The sequence below is a fragment of the Mesorhizobium sp. WSM4847 genome (assembly GCF_055811335.1).
Genome location: NZ_JBVVPY010000008.1, coordinates 89,407 through 108,115, shown reverse-complemented (window position 1 = coordinate 108,115; position 18,709 = coordinate 89,407). Strand labels below are relative to the sequence as shown.

14 protein-coding genes are annotated in these 18,709 nt (G+C 62.5%); 7 read left to right on the top strand and 7 right to left on the bottom strand.

Annotated features, from left to right (window positions below):
- Positions 1–57: 57 nt before the first annotated feature.
- Positions 58–756: a corrinoid protein gene (locus tag AC0L28_RS13800; RefSeq protein WP_095494578.1), complete on the bottom strand. Its 699-nt coding sequence runs from the start codon at positions 754–756 to the stop codon at positions 58–60.
- A 271-nt stretch (positions 757–1,027) separates the two neighbouring features.
- On the opposite strand from AC0L28_RS13800, the gene AC0L28_RS13795 reads away from it, so the two are divergent.
- The 4 genes from AC0L28_RS13795 (at position 1,028) to AC0L28_RS13780 (ending at position 6,206) form a co-directional block, all read left to right on the top strand.
- Complete coding sequence (locus AC0L28_RS13795) at positions 1,028–2,602, top strand: trimethylamine methyltransferase family protein (RefSeq protein WP_473478055.1); 1,575 nt, start codon at positions 1,028–1,030, stop codon at positions 2,600–2,602.
- A 107-nt stretch (positions 2,603–2,709) separates the two neighbouring features.
- Positions 2,710–3,381 (top strand): 4Fe-4S dicluster domain-containing protein, encoded by a 672-nt coding sequence (locus tag AC0L28_RS13790; RefSeq protein ID WP_287180786.1) that lies wholly within the window; start codon positions 2,710–2,712, stop codon positions 3,379–3,381.
- Positions 3,382–3,498: 117 nt separating this feature from the next.
- A complete protein-coding gene (locus AC0L28_RS13785) occupies positions 3,499–4,059 on the top strand; it encodes an RNA polymerase sigma factor (protein ID WP_473478054.1) in 561 nt (186 codons plus the stop codon).
- Between the two features lie 2 nt (positions 4,060–4,061).
- A complete protein-coding gene (locus tag AC0L28_RS13780; protein ID WP_473478052.1) occupies positions 4,062–6,206 on the top strand; it encodes a vWA domain-containing protein in 2,145 nt (714 codons plus the stop codon).
- 108 nt (positions 6,207–6,314) lie between these two features.
- On the opposite strand, the gene bmt is transcribed toward AC0L28_RS13780, so the two are convergent.
- Both bmt and AC0L28_RS13770 read right to left on the bottom strand, forming a co-directional pair.
- Positions 6,315–7,331 (bottom strand): betaine--homocysteine S-methyltransferase, encoded by a 1,017-nt coding sequence (gene bmt, locus AC0L28_RS13775; RefSeq protein ID WP_473478050.1) that lies wholly within the window; start codon positions 7,329–7,331, stop codon positions 6,315–6,317.
- 83 nt (positions 7,332–7,414) lie between these two features.
- Positions 7,415–8,257: a helix-turn-helix domain-containing protein gene (locus AC0L28_RS13770; RefSeq protein WP_027154489.1), complete on the bottom strand. Its 843-nt coding sequence runs from the start codon at positions 8,255–8,257 to the stop codon at positions 7,415–7,417.
- A gap of 228 nt (positions 8,258–8,485) precedes the next feature.
- Between AC0L28_RS13770 and AC0L28_RS13765 the strand changes: the two genes are divergently transcribed.
- Together AC0L28_RS13765 and AC0L28_RS13760 are read left to right on the top strand one after the other, a co-directional pair.
- On the top strand, positions 8,486–9,496 hold the full coding sequence (locus AC0L28_RS13765) for a fatty acid desaturase (protein WP_473478049.1): 1,011 nt from the start codon (positions 8,486–8,488) through the stop codon (positions 9,494–9,496).
- 85 nt (positions 9,497–9,581) lie between these two features.
- Positions 9,582–10,382, top strand: coding sequence for a phosphate/phosphite/phosphonate ABC transporter substrate-binding protein (locus AC0L28_RS13760; protein WP_473478248.1), 801 nt, complete (start codon positions 9,582–9,584; stop codon positions 10,380–10,382).
- A 3-nt stretch (positions 10,383–10,385) separates the two neighbouring features.
- On the opposite strand, the gene AC0L28_RS13755 is transcribed toward AC0L28_RS13760, so the two are convergent.
- The 4 genes from AC0L28_RS13755 to AC0L28_RS13740 all read right to left on the bottom strand — a co-directional run bounded on the left by AC0L28_RS13755 (position 10,386) and on the right by AC0L28_RS13740 (position 16,608).
- Positions 10,386–11,753 carry a M24 family metallopeptidase gene (locus tag AC0L28_RS13755; protein WP_473478047.1) on the bottom strand — a complete coding sequence of 456 codons (1,368 nt, stop codon included), beginning with the start codon at positions 11,751–11,753 and terminating at the stop codon, positions 10,386–10,388.
- A gap of 69 nt (positions 11,754–11,822) precedes the next feature.
- A complete protein-coding gene (locus AC0L28_RS13750) occupies positions 11,823–14,408 on the bottom strand; it encodes a GcvT family protein (protein ID WP_287230228.1) in 2,586 nt (861 codons plus the stop codon).
- Positions 14,405–14,890, bottom strand: a complete 486-nt coding sequence (locus AC0L28_RS13745; protein ID WP_473478044.1) for an endonuclease domain-containing protein — start codon at positions 14,888–14,890, stop codon at positions 14,405–14,407. The genes AC0L28_RS13750 and AC0L28_RS13745 overlap by 4 nt, the downstream gene beginning before the upstream one ends.
- Positions 14,891–15,030: 140 nt before the next feature.
- The gene (locus AC0L28_RS13740) at positions 15,031–16,608 is read right to left on the bottom strand and encodes a trimethylamine methyltransferase family protein (RefSeq protein ID WP_473478042.1); all 1,578 of its coding nucleotides are present in this window, start codon (positions 16,606–16,608) and stop codon (positions 15,031–15,033) included.
- A 228-nt stretch (positions 16,609–16,836) separates the two neighbouring features.
- Here AC0L28_RS13740 and AC0L28_RS13735 point away from each other — a divergent pair, with 228 nt between their 5' ends.
- A complete protein-coding gene (locus AC0L28_RS13735) occupies positions 16,837–18,705 on the top strand; it encodes a phospholipase D-like domain-containing protein (RefSeq protein ID WP_128173836.1) in 1,869 nt (622 codons plus the stop codon).
- Positions 18,706–18,709: the final 4 nt, after the last annotated feature.

The window sequence follows — 18,709 nt, the reverse complement described above, 5'->3', positions numbered from 1 at the left end:
TCTGCAAGAGCATAAGTACGGGCTTCGTACTTATGCTCTTGTGTTCTCCTCGTCAGTTCAGGCCGAAGCGCGGACGTTGTGCTTGCGCTTCATAAAATCCTTGGCGGTCTCGACTGCCACGGCTGCGTCGCGGCAATAGGCGTCGGCGCCGACGGCCTTGCCGAATTCCTCGTTGAGCGGGGCACCGCCGACCAGCACGACGTAGTCGTCGCGGATGCCCTTTTCCTTCATCGTGTCGATCACGACCTTCATGTAGGGCATGGTCGTCGTCAGCAGCGCCGACATGCCGATGATGTCGGGCTGGTGCTGTTCGATGGCGTCGAGATATTTTTCCACCGCATTGTTGATGCCGAGGTCGATGACGTCGAAGCCGGCGCCCTCCATCATCATGCCGACAAGGTTCTTGCCGATGTCGTGGATGTCGCCCTTGACGGTGCCGATCACCATCTTGCCCTGCTTCGGCGCGCCGGTGGCGACAAGCAGCGGACGCAGGATGAACATGCCCGCCTTCATCGCGTTGGCCGACAACAGCACTTCCGGCACGAACAGGATGCCGTCGCGGAAATCCTCGCCGACGATGCGCATGCCTTCGACCAGTGCCTCGGTCAGCACCTTGTAAGGCGCCCAGCCGCGCTCGAGCAGGATGTTGGTGCCTTCCTCGATCTCTTCCTTCAGCCCGTCATAAAGGTCATCGTGCATCTGCTGGACGAGTTCGTCGTCGGAAAGCTCGGAAAGGATGATCTCGTCGTCGGCCATTTTTAATCCAGCTCCTTGCCGCACAGATGCAATTGCGGGGCCTCAAATATCACGTCAATACCTAACCCGCTACAGGCTTGCGTCCATAGCTGATTTGCGACTTCCCGCAAAAGGAAAGCGACTGCAAATCTATTGGAATTCTTGTCGATTTTGCGACAGGCGTTGGCGCTGGCGGGCCGTTTCGAATAGGGTGCATGATTACGATCCGGCCAGAAGCCGCGATATGCGGCCATAATAATTGTGCCAGAACAAAAGTCAGGGAAGAACGATCATGAGTGAGAACGCGCCGGTCGACCAGGAAGCGTCAAACGCGCGGCGCGGGCGCGCCGCCAGTGGTGGTGCCGCTGCCCGGCGGGCGGCGCGGTCGGGTGGCGGCCCCGGCACCCAACTCACCTACATCAAGCGCAAGATCAACGTCTATGAGGTGCTGGACGAGGAAGGGCTGACGCTGATCGAGAAGAACACCGACACGGTGCTCGAAGAGATCGGCATCATCTTTCGCGACGACGCCGAGGCGCTGCAGCTGTGGAAAGAGGCCGGCGCCGACGTCAAAGGCGAGCGCGTGCACTTTCCCAAGGGGCTCTGCCGCTCACTTCTGAAGACGGCGCCGTCCGTCTATACCCAGCATGCCCGCAACGCCGAACGTTCGGTGCAGATCGGCGGCAACGCCACGGTCTTCGCACCGGTCTACGGCCCGCCCTTCGTGCGCGACCTCGACGGCGTCAGGCGCTATGCGACGATCGAGGATTTCCGGAATTTCGTGAAGCTCGCCTATATGGCGCCGTCGATCCACCATTCGGGCGGCACGGTGTGCGAGCCGGTCGACGTGCCGGTCAACAAGCGCCATCTCGACATGATCTACAGCCACATCAAATATTCGGACAAGCCGTTCATGGGCTCGGTCACCGCGCCGGAGCGCGCCGAAGACACGGTGGCGATGGCCAAGATCGTGTTCGGCGACGATTTCGTCGAGAACAACACGGTGCTGACCAGCCTGATCAACGCCAATTCGCCGATGGTGTTCGACGAGACCATGCTGGGGGCGCTGAAAGTCTATTCGCGCCACAACCAGGCCTGTATCGTCACGCCGTTCATCCTCGCCGGCGCGATGAGCCCGGTGACGGTCGCCGGCACGCTGACCCAGGTCCTGGCCGAAGTGCTGGCTGGCGCGTCGTTCACGCAGCTGATCCGGCCGGGCGCACCGGTGCTGTTCGGCACCTTCGCCTCGTCGATCTCGATGCAGTCGGGCGCGCCGACCTTCGGCACGCCGGAGCCGTCACTGGTTTCCTATGGCGCAGCGCAGCTCGCGCGCCGGCTTGGCCTGCCGTTCCGCACCGGCGGCTCGCTGTGCGCCTCGAAAATCCCGGACGCGCAGGCGGCCTATGAGAGCGCCAACACGCTGAACTCGACGATCCTCGCCGGCACCAATTTCGTGCTGCATTCGGCCGGCTGGCTCGAGGGCGGGCTCGCTTCCTGCTACGAAAAATTCATGATGGACATCGACCAGCTCGGCATGACGCAGAAGTTCTCCGAAGGCGTCGACCTGTCGGAGAACGGCCAGGCGATGGATGCCATCCGCCAGGTCGGCCCGGGCAGCCACTATCTCGGCTGTGACCACACCCAGGCCAATTTCCAGACGGCATTCTACCGTTCCAGCATCGCCGACAACAATTCCTACGAGCAGTGGCTGGCCGAAGGCGAAAAGTCGGCACCGCAGCGCGCCAACGAACTCGCTCGCCGCTGGCTGGAAAGCTACGAGGCGCCGCATCTCGATCAGGGCATCGACGATGGGCTGAAGGACTTCATCGGCAGCAAGAAGGCGTCGATGGCCGACGCCTTCACCTGAAAGGAGCCCGAGTCAGGCGGGGCTAAAGTCGCCAACATCATCCACAAGGAAGTCTGGCGGAGCGCCTTCTCCGAGCCGGACAGCAAGGGATGATCCTTGAGCGCAGCATGGTCGAAGATATAGCGGCGGCGCTTTCCGCCCACGGCCTCATCCTGCGCGGCGGCTTCAATTTTGCAGGCGGTGAGGAAACACCCTCCGGTCTCTCCGGCGCTGCCGCCAGATCCGTCCTGCTGGTGGGGCAGGCGGGCGCCGCGCCGTGGCCGCATTTTCTGCGCTGGCGGGAAGGCCAATCGCAAACTGTTGCGGATCCGCTCGATGCATGGTCGCGCGAAGTGATCGGCGCAGTGGCGAAGAAATTCGGCGCGCGCGCCGTGTCGCCGTCCGACACGCCTTATCTGCCGTTCCAGCAATGGGCGATGCAGGCGGAGGGTCTGAAACCGTCGCCCCTCGGCATTCTCATGCATCCGCAATACGGGCTCTGGCACGCCTATCGCGGCGCGCTGCTGTTCGAGGACGCGATTGCGTTTGGGGAAACTCGCGAAGTGGTTCACCTTTGCGATGCATGTGTCGACAAACCTTGCCTGAAATCCTGTCCGGTCGATGCCTATTCTGCGGATGGTTTTGCGCACAAGACCTGTCTGGCGCATGTGCGTGGGCACAACGGCGCGCCATGCCGAACCGGCGGTTGTCTCGACCGCAACGCCTGTCCTTACGGCGCGGCCTATCGCTATCCGCCACAGGTTCAAGCCTTCCACATGGCCGCGTTCGCGGGCCTGTAGCATCGCCAAATGCCGCACGAAACTTGAACACCGTAATTGCGACCCCGACCGCCCTGCAAAAAAATCATTCCATCATCCCCAAGGAATCGCCATTAGCCTTCGTCCAACAGGCAAATGATGGCGATGATGCTGGATGAAAGCGAAGCCTCCGACGCCGAACTGATCGGTCGTGCGAAGGGCGGTGACAGGGGGGCTTTCGGCACATTGCTCGAAAGGCACTATGACTTCGTCTATCGCGCCGCCTATCGCTGGTGCGGGAAAAAGGCCGATGCCGAGGATATCGCCCAGGAAGTCTGCGTCCGGCTCGGCCGGGCGATCCGCGACTATCATGGCAGCGGCGCGTTCACCACCTGGCTCTACACGATGACGCTGAACGCGGCACGCGACATGATGCGCAAGACCGTCCGCGAGGCGATCAAGACCGAAGCCTACGGGGCTTACGAGCTGATCTCGGGAGAGGCCCCGGCCGAGCCCGAAGATCCAGCCGAGGCGCTTTGGGCGGCGGTGCGGATGCTGCCGGACAAGCAGCGCGACGCGGTGCTGCTCGTCTATGGCGAAGGGCTGAGCCACGCACTCGCTTCCGAGGCGATGGGCATCTCGGAGACGACGGTTTCCTGGCACATCCATGAAGCGAAGAAACGGTTGAAGGCGTTGATGCTTTCAGCCGGGGAAGTGTGATCATGGTCGACGACAACGAACTCACCAGGCTGCGCGACATCGCAGCACCGGCACCCGGTACCGCGGCGAAGGCGCGTGCCTTCGAGGCCGCCATGCGGGCTTACGACCTGGACGAAAAAACTTCACCTGCCGCCCAAGGAACGGCGAAAGGGCTTCGTCTCACAGAGCGAGCACAAAAGCTCTGGAGCGAAATCATGCAAAAGAAACTCTTCGCCACCCCGGCCATTGCCGGGCTCGTCGCCCTGCCGATCGCCGGATACGCCACGATCTATATGCTGCAGGAGCAGCCGTTCTATTCCGGTGGGGACGAGAAGATCGCTGAAACGCTGGCCGATAAACCAGCGGCCAAAGCGCCGGCTCCGGTGAGGCCGCTCACCGTAGCCGAGGCCGACAAGCGGATGAAAGCCGATGCCGACGCCGAAAACCGCGTCGCAGCCGAGGCGCTTGTCGCGCCGGCATCGCCGCCGAAGCCACAATCGGCTGCCGGCGGCCTGGCGCAGCAGGACGCTCTGGCCCGCAATGCGGCGCCCGAGCCGGCACCTGCGACGAAAGGCGAGTTCGCAAGGGATGGTGGAACTGCGCCGTCTGGCAGAGTGATGATGTCCATGTCTCCTCCGAAAGCCGACGGAGCCACGCAGGCTGGCCGCATGCCAGGCGCCGAATCCAAGCTGATGGTACAGCCGCAGGCCATGCCGGCCGACCAGATGCTGCCGGAGCAAAACCGCGACCGCATCGAGGATTTCAAGAGCAATCCGGTGCGTGCAGCACTTGAGGACCCGGTCTCGACCTTCTCGATGGATGTCGACACGGCCTCCTATTCCTTCGTGCGGCGTTCGCTCAGGGACGGTGTCGTGCCGCAGGCCGACACGGTCCGCGTCGAGGAGATGATCAACTACTTCCCCTATGACTGGAAAGGACCGGACGTTGCCTCGACGCCGTTCAACTCGACGGTCAGCGTCATGCCGACGCCGTGGAACCAGCACACCAGGCTGATGCATGTCGCCATCAAGGGTTTCGACGCCAAGCCAGCCGAGCAGCCCAAGGCCAATCTGGTCTTCCTGATCGACGTGTCGGGCTCGATGAACGAGCAGGACAAGCTGCCGCTCCTGCAGTCCGCCTTCCGGCTTCTGGTCAACAAATTGAAGCCCGACGACACCGTCTCGATCGTCACCTATGCGGGCGATGCCGGCACCGTCCTGGAGCCGACGAAGGTTTCGGAGAAGGATAAGATCCTCAATGCCATCGACACGTTGGCGCCCGGCGGCAGCACGGCCGGCGAGGCGGGTATCAGGCAAGCTTATCGGCTGGCGCAGAAATCCTTCGTCAACGACGGCATCAATCGCGTGATGCTGGCGACGGACGGCGACTTCAATGTCGGCCAGACCGACGACGACGATCTGAAGCGGTTGATCGAAAAGGAGCGCGAGACCGGGGTGTTCCTGTCGGTGTTCGGTTTCGGCCGCGGCAACCTGAACGATCAGATGATGCAGGCCATCGCCCAGAACGGCAACGGCACCGCCGCCTATATCGACACTTTGGCCGAGGCCGAGAAGGTGCTGGTCGAGGATGCGTCCTCGACGCTGTTCACCATCGCCAAGGACGTGAAGATCCAGGTCGAGTTCAACCCGCAAAAAGTCTCGGAATACCGGCTGATTGGCTATGAGACCCGCGCATTGAACCGCGAGGATTTCAACAACGACCGTGTCGATGCCGGCGAGATCGGTTCGGGGCATTCGGTTACCGCGATCTACGAGATCACGCCGAAGGACAGTGGCGGCGAGAAGATCGATCCGCTGCGCTACGGCCAGGCTGCAGTGAACAATGGCGGCGTCGCCAATGCCGACGAATATGCCTTCGTCAAGATCCGCTACAAGTTGCCGAACGAGGATGCCTCGAAGCTGATCACCACGCCGGTGACATCGGCCAACGAAGTGGCTGGTTTCGACCAGGCCAGCATCGACCAGCGATTCTCCGTTGCCGTCGCAGCTTTTGGCCAGAAGCTGCGCGACGAGGATGCGACCGCGAAGTTCGGCTACGACAAGATCATCGAGATTGCCACTGCCGCCCGTGGAGCCGACCCGTTCGGGTACCGGTCCGAGTTCCTCTCGCTGGTGCGCCTTGCCTCGGCGCTCGGCGGTAACCGGTAGTGGGTGTGACGGCCGGTTTTCCTCAGATGGGATCGTTCTGATACGGAAAACCACCGATGGGCGGTGAGGGAGGCCGGCAGGGAAACCTTGCCGGCCTTTTCAATTGCGTCAGGCGCGGCTGCGCCGGCGCTCGCGGCGGGCTTCGCTGGTCTCGACGGTGTTGACCGTCGCCTGCTTGTTGCGCATCGGGCCGATGCGCTCGACGATTTTTTCGACGGTCGGGCGACCCGACCTTGTGTGCGCATCGAGTGCCTTGCGCATGGCGGCGAGGTGGGCGAACGAGGTGCCGCAGCAGCCGCCGACGATCTTTGCGCCGGCATCGACGGCCAGCCTGACATAGTCGGCCATCAGCTCGGGCGTGCCGGAATAGTGGATTTCGGCGCCGCGAAATTCCGGAATGCCGCAATTGCCCTTGACGATCACCGTCGCCTCCGGCTTCGCCTCGGTCATGTCGAGCAGTGAAGCGAGGATGTCGGAGGCGCCGACGCCGCAATTGGCGCCGACACCGAGCGGCGCCTGCGACAAGCCATCGGCGACGCCGTGGATGTCCTTCGGCAACAGCCCCATCATTGTGCGGCCGGCGGTGTCGAAGGAGCCGGTATAGGTATAGGGCAGGCCGACGCGGATCGCGGCTTCGGCTGCGGCACGGATTTCGTCCGGCGCCGACATGGTCTCGATCCAGGCGACTTCGGCGCCGCCGGCCTTCAGGCCCTCTATCTGTTCGGCAAAGGCGTCGACCGCCTCGTCATAGGTCATGGAGCCGAGCGGCACCAGCAGCTCGCCGGTCGGGCCGACCGAGCCGGCGACGATGACCTTGCGGCCGGCCTTATCGGCGACGGCGCGGGCGATCTCGGCGGCGCGCTTGTTCAGCGCGTAAACCCGGTCCTGCGCATGGTGCAGCTTCAGCCGGTGGCGGGTGCCGCCGAAGGAGTTGGTCAGGATGATGTCGGCGCCGGCATCGACGAAGTTCTGGTGCAGACTGGTGATGGTGTCCGGCGCCGTCTCGTTCAGCAACTCTGGAGCCTCGCCGGCCTCCAGCCCCATGGCGAACAGATTGGTGCCGGTGGCGCCATCGGCGAGCAGAACGCCCTTTTCGGCAAGCAAAGCGTCGATTGGATTGGTCATTGGAAATCACGCCTTCCGGGATTCTTTGTCGGGATATAAAGAAATCTTTATATGACGTCAATGTCGGTGCAGGAAGCAAGCCGTCAAAATCGCATTTCCGCCAGCCTTTGGGTGAAGCTGGCTGCTTCGTGCGCATTGATGTCGGCGGCGCGGATCAGATTGTCGAAATGGCTGGTCAGCTTGCGGACCGGCTGGGTCGCGTTCAGCACCAGATACATGTCGCCGACATAGATGGCGGCGCGATAAGGCCCGAAGATGGTGTAGGGGATCGAATACCGCATCCGTCCGTCATAGAGAAACAGGCGGAAGGTGGGATAAAGGTCGTCGAGCAGCGTCGCCATATGAAGAAGCTGCTGGTGGCGGGCGGCCTCAGGGAAACGGTCCCAGACGCCCAGGCCGCGCGCAAAGATCTCCAGCGTATGGCGCGGCATGCAGACTTCCATGTCGGTTTCCGGCCGCCGGTTGTAGTCGATGCGGTACTGCGTCTCGCCGGCCTGGGCCTCACGGCTCTTGTTGGCGATACCGGCCTCGTAGTCGACGAGCGCTTCGGTGCGCAGAAGATCGGGAATGCCGGCCGGCACGTAACGGATTTTCGTGCCCGCGGCCTCGGCATGCCATCTGGCCAGCAGCGTGCGGTCGAAGCCGTCAGGCGCTTCCTCGATCTCCAGGCTCTCGCGGATTTCACCGGTGAGGCCTTCGTCCTGGCTTAGGCCGAGCAGCCAGTCGAGCGACACTTTGAATTCGGCGGCGATGTTGAGCAGCGTTTCGGCGCGGGGAAGGCGTGTCGAGGCGCCGGACAGCAGCTGCGAAAGCGCCGAGCGGTCGATGCCCACCGCAGTCGCGAAAGCGGACTGGTTCAGATCGGATCGTGTCAGGAGCATTTTCAGGCGCTCCCGAAACACCGTTGACAGGTCGCGTTTGTCCATATCGTCATTCCGGCCATTGGGAGAAAAAAAATTCGCCGAACCCGCCGACCTGGCACTTTGGGCGTAAATGAATCCTCAAGCCTGTTTACAATAGATAACACATGCAGCTGAAAATGCGCAATCGCAACATCTTGTGCGCTTTGTCGCGTTGCAGCATCACGACGCTCCTGACACAATGCTGTCAGGAATCAAAACGGTTCCGGCGACTGGAAGGGCAGTGGTCGATCCATGACAAGCAGGAATAACAGGCGGCGCAATGCACCGGCCATCGAATGGCCGACGGTCTTCCTCGCGTTTTTCTGCTACGGCACCTGGCTTGCAGCCGGCCTGTTCCTGTGGCCGTCCTATCCGCTGCTGGCGCTCGTCGTCCTGGCCTTGATGGCGGCGCTGCAATCCTCGCTGGCGCATGAAGTCCTGCACGGCCATCCGACCCGCAATGCGCAGATCAACGAAGCTTTCGTCTTCCTGCCGATTGGTCTCGTCTGGCCGTTCCGGCGGTTCAAGACCATTCATCTGCGCCATCATGCCGACGAACGGCTGACCGATCCGCTTGACGATCCTGAAAGCTACTACAAGGCGCTATGGCACCATAACGAATTGCCGCCGACGATGAAGTTCCTGCTGACGATCAACAACACCATGATCGGCCGGCTCATTCTCGGCCCGTGGCTGTCGTGCACCGGCTTCTTCATCGACGATGCCAGGCAGATGCTTGCCGGCGACAAGGTGATCCGCAAGGCATGGCTGCTGCACGCCATCGGCCTCGCCGTGGTGCTGTCGGTCGTGCAGTTGGGCTTCGGCATCCCGCTATGGCTCTACATCCTGGTGCCGGTGTGGCTGGGCCAGTCGCTGATCTCGATCCGCACCTTCGCCGAGCATCAGTGGTCGGAGCATCCGGAAGGCCGTACGGTGATCGTCGAGCGTTCGCCGCTGTCGTTCCTGTTCCTCAACAACAATCTGCATTTCGTTCATCACAAGAGCCCGACGGTGGCCTGGTACCGGCTGCCGAAGCTGTTTCGCGAGCGCCGTGACGAGTGGCTGCGAATGAACAATGGCTATGCCTATCCGAACTATTTCGCGCTGCTCAGGGCATATGCCTTCAAGGCCAAGGAGCCGATCGTCCACCCGGTGCTGCGGCGCACGCCGGAACCGGGCCGGGCGTTCAAGCCGCGCGTCAGGGCGCGCAGCCTCAATGGGCTTGGCAGTGCGCCGGTACCGGCCGAGCCGCCGAAAGAATGAATTTTTGGGTATTGCCGGCAGCGATGCTCAGGTGCGCGTCAATGGCCTCGTCAATTTTTCTCAGCGTAACGATCAAAGTCCCGGCATGAGCGATTTCGTTGCCGGCTTGCCGATGTACGACTGGTCTGAAATGCGGAGCGAGGTCGACGCCCAATGGGCGCGGCTGCGCGATGCCTTCCGGCAAAAAGGCATTGACGCGCCGCAGACCGTCGCTCGCGTCAATGCCGATCTGCGGCCTGTGGAAGGCGGCATCCGCGACGCCGCCGGAAAGGTCATGGCGCCCGATCCGGCGACGCTGCCGCCGGACGAGTTGGATTTTTTCGGCCTCTGGCTGCATCCGGCGCTGCTGTTCGCACAGACCTGCTGGGGCCCGATGGAACTCGGGCTGGCGACGCATGTTCAACTGGTCGGCCAGCCGCGTTACGACGCGTTCGAGGGCGGGCAGGGTGAATTTTATTCGAGCGCGCTGGTGATGCGTGCAGGTGAAGCGCCAACGGTTGGCTCACCGTCCGACGGCAGCCCGCTCATCCCGCTCGATGTCCTGCGTGGCAAGCATTTTACCTTCAACAGCCTCGATTCCATGTCGGGCATTATCGCGCCGACGCGTGACCTGGAGGCGCTGGGCGAAAGCCTGGACATCTTCTCCGAGCGCAGCGAAAGCGGTGGCCACCGCGCCTCGATCGTCGCCATTGCCGAGGGCAAGGCCGATGTCGCGGCCATCGACTGCCAGAGCTGGGCCAATGCGCGGCGCTTCGAGCCGGCAGCGGAAGCGGTCACAGTCGTCGGCTGGACAAGGCGGCGCAAGGGCCTGCCGTTCATCACTGCCAGAACGACACCGGAAAAGATCGTGGAGGCGCTGCGCGAGGCGGTCGCGGCGACCGCATAAAAATCAGTCGCCGAGCAGCCGCTCGTCGAGCGGATAGGTCGAAAGCTGCTCGTTGCCGGTTTCGGTGATCAGGATCTGCTCTTCGATCTTGACGCCCTCGCGTCCGCCAAGCCGGCCGATATAGCTCTCGACGCAAAGCACCATGCCCGACACAAGCACGCCGTCGGGCGTGTCTTCGGTCCAGTCGATGGAATGCGGCAGCGTCGGGTATTCGTCGGCCAGGCCGACACCGTGATAGAGCACGCCGTAACGCGTCGGGAAACAATCTCCGGGCGGCACCGCCGAGCGTTCGACAAGATCGCGGAACGATGTGCCCGGCTGCATCAGGCCGATGTTGTGGGCGATCTGGTCGGCGGCGATGCGAAACAGCTCGCGTTGCTCGTTGGACGGCTCGGTGTCGCCGCAGAGCCAGGTGCGCGACAGGTCGGCGCAGAAACCGTAAGGGCCGATCAAATCGGTATCGAAAGCGACGAGGTCGCCGGCTGCGATCGTTCGCGACGAGCATTCCTGGAACCAGGGATTGGTGCGCGGGCCGGACGTCAAGAGCCGGGTTTCGACCCATTCGCCGCCACGCGCAATGTTGCCGCGATGGAGTTCGGCCCACAATTCGTTTTCGGAAATCCCTGGCCTCAAAGCTGCTTCCATCTCGCCCATCGCCGCCTCGCAGGCGACGATCGACCGGCGCATGGCCAGGATTTCGTCGGGCGATTTGATCAGGCGTGCGTTTTCCATCAGCGCTTCGCCATTGGCGATCGAGATGCCGAGGCGGGCGAGCGCTTCGACGCCCTCGGGATTGATGTGATCGACGGCGATGCGACTGACACCGCCGCCATGCTGCTTGACCAGATCGGCAATCCCGGCGGCCCAGCGGCGGACTTTTTGCTCGGTGAGGTCGCCGCTGTAGAGATACATCCACGACACTGCCGGCCGAACCTCGTCGACGACGCCGGAGTGGTCGGAAAGGTGCTCGCAGGAAAAATAGTCGAACAGCACCACCGGACCTTCGGTGGCAACGAAACAATGTCTTGTCGGATTGTGCGCGACCCAGAGCTGCATATTGGTCGAGTCGGTCGCATAGCGGATGTTGATCGGATCGTAGAGCAAGGCTCCCGCATAGCCGCGGCGCTTCAGCTCGGCGCGGATGCGGTCGAGCCGGTATTGGCGCATGGCGGGCAGGTCGGGAGCAGCAATGCCGGCGGCGTGCCACTCGGCTTCCGCCAGTGCGCCGTAGCCGAGCACATGCTGGTTGAGTTCAGCGGCCTTCTGCCGCGACTTCAGGCGCAACGCATCGATCGAGCCTGCTTCGCCCGGCTCGAACGGCGCGATCCTGCGATGACGACCGAACCGTCGCTCGACGCTCGGATCGCTCATTTTCCCATCCTCCCGATATCAATCGGCCGCGCGGGTCAGGCCCGAGGGCGGGCCTTGGGTCCAATGCTTTCAGGCTCGCATCTTCTCGCCGCTCGGGTCGAAAGGCGGCTCGACATTGATGCGGGCTGGTCGTCGGCTTCCGAGGATCTCGATCTCGAACAGTCCGGCGCTCTCGTCCGCGGCCAAGGCCGCTGGTACATAGCCTTGCGCCATCGATTTCTTGATATAATGGGCATAGCCGCCGGAGGTGACCCAGCCGACCACGCGCCAGTCGCCGTCGACGATGCCGCGCACGGCCGAAGCGCCTTCAGCGGCCCTCGAGCCGCGCACTTCCTTGCCGTCCGCGTCGAAGCGCGGCGCGCCATAGCCGTGCGGCTTTTCCACCGTGCCGTAGTCCTTGCCGCCGACCTTGGCCCAGATTGGTTCGTCGCCCATCACGTCGGCGTCCGCGACATCGACGATGAAGGAGACACGGCGCAGTTTTGGCCCTTCTGCCTGCTCCCTGGCTGCCGCGTCGCGTCCGATGAAGTCGTTCTTCTCCAGCTTGACGAAGCGGTCCATCGCTCCCTCGAACGGCCCGTAGATCGGGCGCAGTTCGCGGAACCAGGTCGGAAAATTCTTTTCCAGGCGCATCGAGAGCAGGGCGCGCATGCCGAAATCGACCAGGCCAAACTCTTCGCCGGCATCCTTGATCGCCTTGTAGACCAGACGCTGGTAGGCCGGCGCCATCCAGATTTCGTAGCCGAGGTCACCGGTATAGGTAATGCGATTGACCATGCAGGGCGCGCCACCGACCGCCATCTCGCGGAAATCCATGAAGCGGAAGGCCTTGGTCGAGATGTCGACATCAACCAGTTTCTGCAGAAGGTCGCGTGATTTCGGCCCGGCGATCGACAAGCCGACCAGCGTCTGGTCGAAGCGGTGAATGCGGACCTGTGACGTCCCTGGACCATCCTTCGGCAGGTGGTTCTCGAACCAGCGCATATGATACTTCTGCGCCGCCGACGAGCTCCAGATCATGAAGCGCTCTTCGCCCGCCTTGGCGATGGTGAAATCGCCGATCAACCTGCCGAACTCGTTCAGCATCGGCGTCAGCACAATGCGGCCGGTCTTCGGCATGCGGTTGGTCATCAGCCGGTTGAGGAAATCTTCCGATCCCGGCCCGGAGACTTCGTATTTGGCGAAGTTGGCGATCTCGGTAACGCCGACCTTCTCGCGGGTGGCGCGCACTTCCTCGCCGATCGGCCCGAAATCGTTGGAGCGATGGAAGGAAACGATGTCCTTCGGCTCGGTGCCTTTCGGTGCGAACCAGAGTGGGGTTTCGAGGCCCCAGCTATCGCCCATGACGGCGTTGTTGGCCAGCATCGTGTCGTAAAGCGGGGTTGTCTGGGCCGGGCGTGCCGCCGGCAGTTCCTCGTTGGGAAAGCGGATGGAAAAACGGCGCGAATAGTTTTCGCGCACCTTGGCATTGGTATAGCGCAGCGTCGCCCATTCGCCGAAGCGCGCGACGTCCATGCCCCAGACGTCGAAGCCGGGATCGCCATGGACCATCCAGTTCGACAGCGCCAGCCCGACGCCGCCGCCCTGCGAGAAACCGGCCATGACGGCGCAGGCGCACCAGAAATTGGTCAGGCCCTGCACCGGGCCGACGAGCGGATTGCCGTCGAGCGCGAAGGTGAAGGGACCGTTGATGATCTGCTTGATGCCGGCCTTCTCGATGCCGGGAAAATGCTTGAAGCCGATTTCCAGCGACGGCGCGATGCGGTCGATGTCGGGCTGCAGCAGCTCATGGCCGAAATCCCACGGCGTGTTGACCGGAGACCACGGCTTGCAGGCTTTTTCATAGGTGCCGAGCAGGATGCCGTTGCGTTCCTGGCGGGTGTAGATCTCGCCCTTGAAGTCCATAACGCCGATCATCTCGCGGCCGGTCGACTTGTTGAATTCCTCGACCTCCGGCATCGGCTCGGTCAAAAGGTACATATGCTCCATGGCCAGCAGCGGCAGCTCGACGCCGACCATGCGGCCGATCTCGCGCGCCCACAGGCCGCCGCAGTTGACGACGTGCTCGGCCTTGACCGTGCCTTGCTCGGTAACGACGTTCCAGGTGCCGTCGACCTCCTGCGTCAGCTCGACGACGCGGTTGCGCAGCACGATCTCGGCGCCGAGCTTCCTGGCGGCCTTGGCGTAGGCGTGGGTGGTGCCGGAAGGATCGAGATGGCCTTCGACCGGATCCCACATGGCGCCGACGAAATTGGTCTCGTCCATCAGCGGGAACATCGCCTTGGCCTCTGACGGCGTGATCAGCTCGGTGTCCATGCCGAGATAGCGGCCTTTGGCGTGGGCAAGGCGCAGGAAGTCCATGCGCTCGGGCGTGTCGGCCATCATCACGCCGCCGGTCAGGTGCAGCGAGCAGGACTGGCCTGAAAGCTCTTCGATCTCCCTGTAGAGCTGCACCGTATAGGCCTGCAGCTTGGCGACATTGGGATCGCCATTGAGCGTATGGAAGCCGCCCGCCGCATGCCAGGACGAACCGGAGGTGAGCTCCGAACGCTCGATCAGCATGATGTCGGTCCAGCCCGCCTTGGCCAGATGGTAAAGCACCGAGCAGCCGACGACGCCGCCACCGATGACAACCGCTTTTGCATGAGATTTCATGAAGATAGTTCCGTTTTTGAAGAGATTGAATCGAGTGGGCGGGGCGTGAAAACAAAGCGGAGGTCGGATACAGCGATGTTCTCGGCCAGCCTGCCATCAAGCGCGGCAAGGATGGTTTCACAGACGGAAGTACGATGTTTCAGGACGTCATGGTTCCAAAGACGCAGAATCGAATAGCCTTGGGCGCGCATGAATTCGTCGCGGCGGCGGTCATAGGAACTGCCGGCGTGTTGGTGTCCATCGACTTCAACGACAAGCCATTTCTCGCGGCAAACGAAGTCTGCAAAAAAGGAGCCGATGGAAAACTGACGCGTAAAGCGATAGCCGCCAAGCTTGCGCGCCTTTAGTTCAAGCCAAAGCAATGCTTCCGCCTGATTGCCTGCTTGCCTGAGTTTTCGTGCTCGCTGGGTTGTACCTGTTTTGCGGCGACTGCGGGTCTTGGCAATGGCGTCCCCCACTCCGTCGCTGCTTCGCAGCGCCACCTCTCCCCCCTCCGGAGGGAGAGGAAGGGCGTCATCTGGAACAATCTCGCGCCATTCCTCTACCCCGTCGATCGGGGGAGAGGTGTCGAGCGGAGCTCGACGGAGTGGGAGTCGCCTGTTCATCAAATCAATGCAGATGATCAAAAATCAGTCGGCGCGCCGCCTTCGGACCGACGTTTGTCGACGAAGGCGTCGAGCTCCTCGCGGATAGCCGGGTCCATGTAGGGCTCTTCATAGGAGGCCAGCCGCTCCTTCCACACCCGATTGGCTTTTTCGATAGCTGTCGGCGATCCGGCTTCTGCCCAGGTCTCGAAATTGCGCCAGTCGGAGATGATAGGCGAATAGAAGGCGGTCTTGTAGCGGTCCTGGGTATGCTGGGTGCCGAAGAAATGGCCGCCGGGACCGACATCGCGGATGGCGTCGATAGCCAGTGCTTCCTCCGAAAGGTCGAGCGGGGTCAAAAATTCGGCCACCATCTGCAGCAGATCGATGTCCAGGATGGTCTTCTCGTAGGAGCAGCGCAGGCCGCCTTCCAGCCAGCCGGCCGCATGCATCATCAGATTGCCGCCGCCCTGGATGGCGCCCCACAGCGAGAACACGCTTTCATAGGCGGCCTGTGCGTCGACCGTGTTGGCGGCGCAGGTGTTGGAAGTGCGGTAGGGGATGTTGTAGCGGCGGGCGAGTTGACCGCCGACCAATTGCGCCTTCATGTATTCCGGCGTGCCGAAGGCCGGCGCGCCGGACTTCATGTCGACGTTGGAGGTGAAGCCGCCATAGCCGACGGGCGCGCCCTTGCGCACCATCTGAGCGAAGGCAATGCCGGACAGCGCTTCGGCATTCTGCTGCACCAGCGCGCCGGCGATGGTCACCGGCGCCATGGCGCCCGACAGGGTGAACGGCGTCACGATGACGACCTGGCCCTTGCTCGACATCTGGATGATGCCTTCCATCATCGGCACGTCGAGCTTGAGCGGCGAATTGGTGTTGATGATGGTGAACACCGACGGCTGTTCGAGAAGCTGTTCGTCGCTGATGCCGCGCGCGATCCTGGTGATCTCGATGCCGTCAACATTGCGCTCCTTGCCGAGCGAGTAGATGTGGAACACCTTGTCGGTGAGCACGCTCAGATCGCGGATGCATTCGAGGTGGCGGACGGAGGGATGGATATCGATCGGCTCGACCGGATAGCCGCCGGTGCAGTTCAGGATGTTGTGCATCTGCGCAAGCTTGAGGAAGTTGCGGTAGTCCTGCTGGTTGCCGGGGCGGCGGCCGCGGTCGATGTCGGAACAATTGGGCGCCGACGCCGTCATCGAGATGATCAGGTTGTCGCTGCCGAAGCGGACATTGTGCGCCGGATTGCGGGCATGGATGGTGAATTCCGACGGGCAGTGCGAAACCAGCTCGAGGATCATGTCGCTGTCGAAGCGCACCCGCTCACTGCCTTCGCGGACATCCGCGCCATGCGCCTTCATGATGCGCCTTGCCTCGTCGTGCAGCACGTCGACGCCGATTTCCCTGAGAACGCGCAGCGAGGCGAGGTGGATCGATTCCAGTTCGTCGTCGGAGACCAGCCTGGTCGGCGTCAGCGGGATTTTCAGCTGACGGAAAGGCGGCTGCTCGAATGCCGCCGCTGCGCCGGCGCGCTTGCCCGCGCGGCCGCCGCGACGGGCGCGGTCGTTTGTCAATGCCGGTTCGGCGGGATGAAGGGCGGCGGTCATGATAGTCCTCGTACGCTGCGACGGTGCGGCGGCATAATGGACCGACCGCCGTCCCGCCATTGCGGAGGCGGCGACCACTAGGACGAGGGAAGCGACATGGACGTTCGCCAGCCGGACGCACCAGGGCGAATCCAGATCTGTGCCCGAACTGTGAAACATGTCACGTTGCGATCACGTCATATTGAGCAAGTACATTGAATACAAACCGTCCTGAGGGAGACTATTTCTGTGTCGGATGTTGTCAGTGTGCGTGCAGCGACCAACAACGAAGTCGCTTTCATTGCCTGGGATATTGACGGAATGATCGACGGCTGTCTCGGCTTCGAGATCGTCCGTATCTATCCCGGCACCGGCGAGGAACGCTGTCTGGCGTCCTGGGTGCCTTTCCGGGGGCAACGCAACAAGGACTGGATTCCGCAGGATACCGGCGTCTGGCCGGTGCAGAAGACATTCTGGCGCGATCTTACGGTGCGGCGGCGCCGCGACAGCGTCGAAATCAGGCCGGATGGCGAATTGGTCGCCTACCGGGTGCGTCCGGTCGGCGACATGCGGCCCGGCCTCGATCCAGTGCCGGTGCGCCCCGAGAAAGCCTATAGCGGAGCGGCTCGGCCGCTCGGCTATCTCGGACAAGGCGCCGTCAGCCCGACCATCTTCCTGGGATCGATGTTCGGCAAGGCGCGGCTCGCCTTCACCAACGGTGTGCTCTCGACGCAATGGCTGTCGCGCGCGCTGGAAGACGCCGGCATCAAGGTCGGGCAGCGCGACAAGATCAGGGCCGAGCTTCAGCGTCCCGGCAGCAAGATCCGCGCCTATCTTCATGGCGAGGTTCCGGATGTGCTCACCAGCCTGATGAAACGGGCCAAGGCCGAGGGCGGCACTGTCAGGCTTGCCCTCTACGAGCTTGGCGATGACGAGTTGTGCGACGCGATCATCGACGCCAAGGATGTCGTCGACGTCATTCTTTCGAATTCGGGCAGGGATGAACAAACGAAGGCGTGGGACGCGGGCAACGCGCCCTTCAGAAAGCGGCTGCGCGACGCCGGCGTCGTGCTGACCGATCGTCTGTTCAACAACAACCATATCGGCCATAACAAGTTTGCCGTCTACCGCGACGCCCAGGGCAATCCGCAAGCGGTCATGACCGGCAGCACCAATTGGACGTCGACGGGCATTTGCGGACAGTCCAACAACGCCTTCATCCGCGACGACCCTGCCATAGCCGAAGTGTTCGATGCCTATTGGGAACGGATGAAGGCCGACGTGTTCCCGCCGCCGGCGAGCGATAGCGCCGCCGGACGTGTTGCGCAGAAGCAAGGCAGGCCGTTTCGCCTGAAGAACCGCACACCGAACCATGTCGATGGGACGACCATCTGGTTCTCGCCAAACGATCCCGACCGCAGCAAAAAGGACATCTCGGTGCGGCCTGTCGATCTCGAAGATGTTTTCGCACGAATCAAGGCGGCGAAGCAGGCGGTGCTCTTTCTCGTGTTCAATCCGTCGCGGCTTGGCAACAATTCGGTCATCGATCAGGCGGTCGCGGCGGCGACGGCGAATCCAAAGCTGATTGTGCAAGGCGCAATCAGCGATCACACCGCCATGCCCAACTATATTGCTCCGACCCGGGATCCAGTCACCAACAAATCGAACAAGGACGGCAAATCGCCATTCGTCTTTCCGGAGAAGGTCTGGGAGGCGCCGAACGTCTCCATCGTCAGGGCGGCCAACCTGACCGGGGCCTCCGTTGCGCGGGATTTCCAGGCGGAAGTGCTGACCGTCGGCCATGCGATCGTGCACGACAAGATCGTGATCATCGATCCGATGGCCGACAATGCGACCGTCATCGCCGGCAGCCACAACCTTGGCTACAAGGCGTCCTATGAAAACGACGAGAACATGGTGATCGTCGAAGGCGACAAGACGTTCGCTGCGGCCTTTGCGGTGCATATGCTCGACGTGTTCGACCACTACAAGTTCCGCGCCTGGCGTAGAACGATTGGAGAAGGACCGTCGGACAATGACGGGCTCTCCATCGACGACAAGTGGCTGAAGCCTTACGCGGAGGGCAAGAAGGGGGCGATTGCCCGGTATTTTCCGTAGTGGC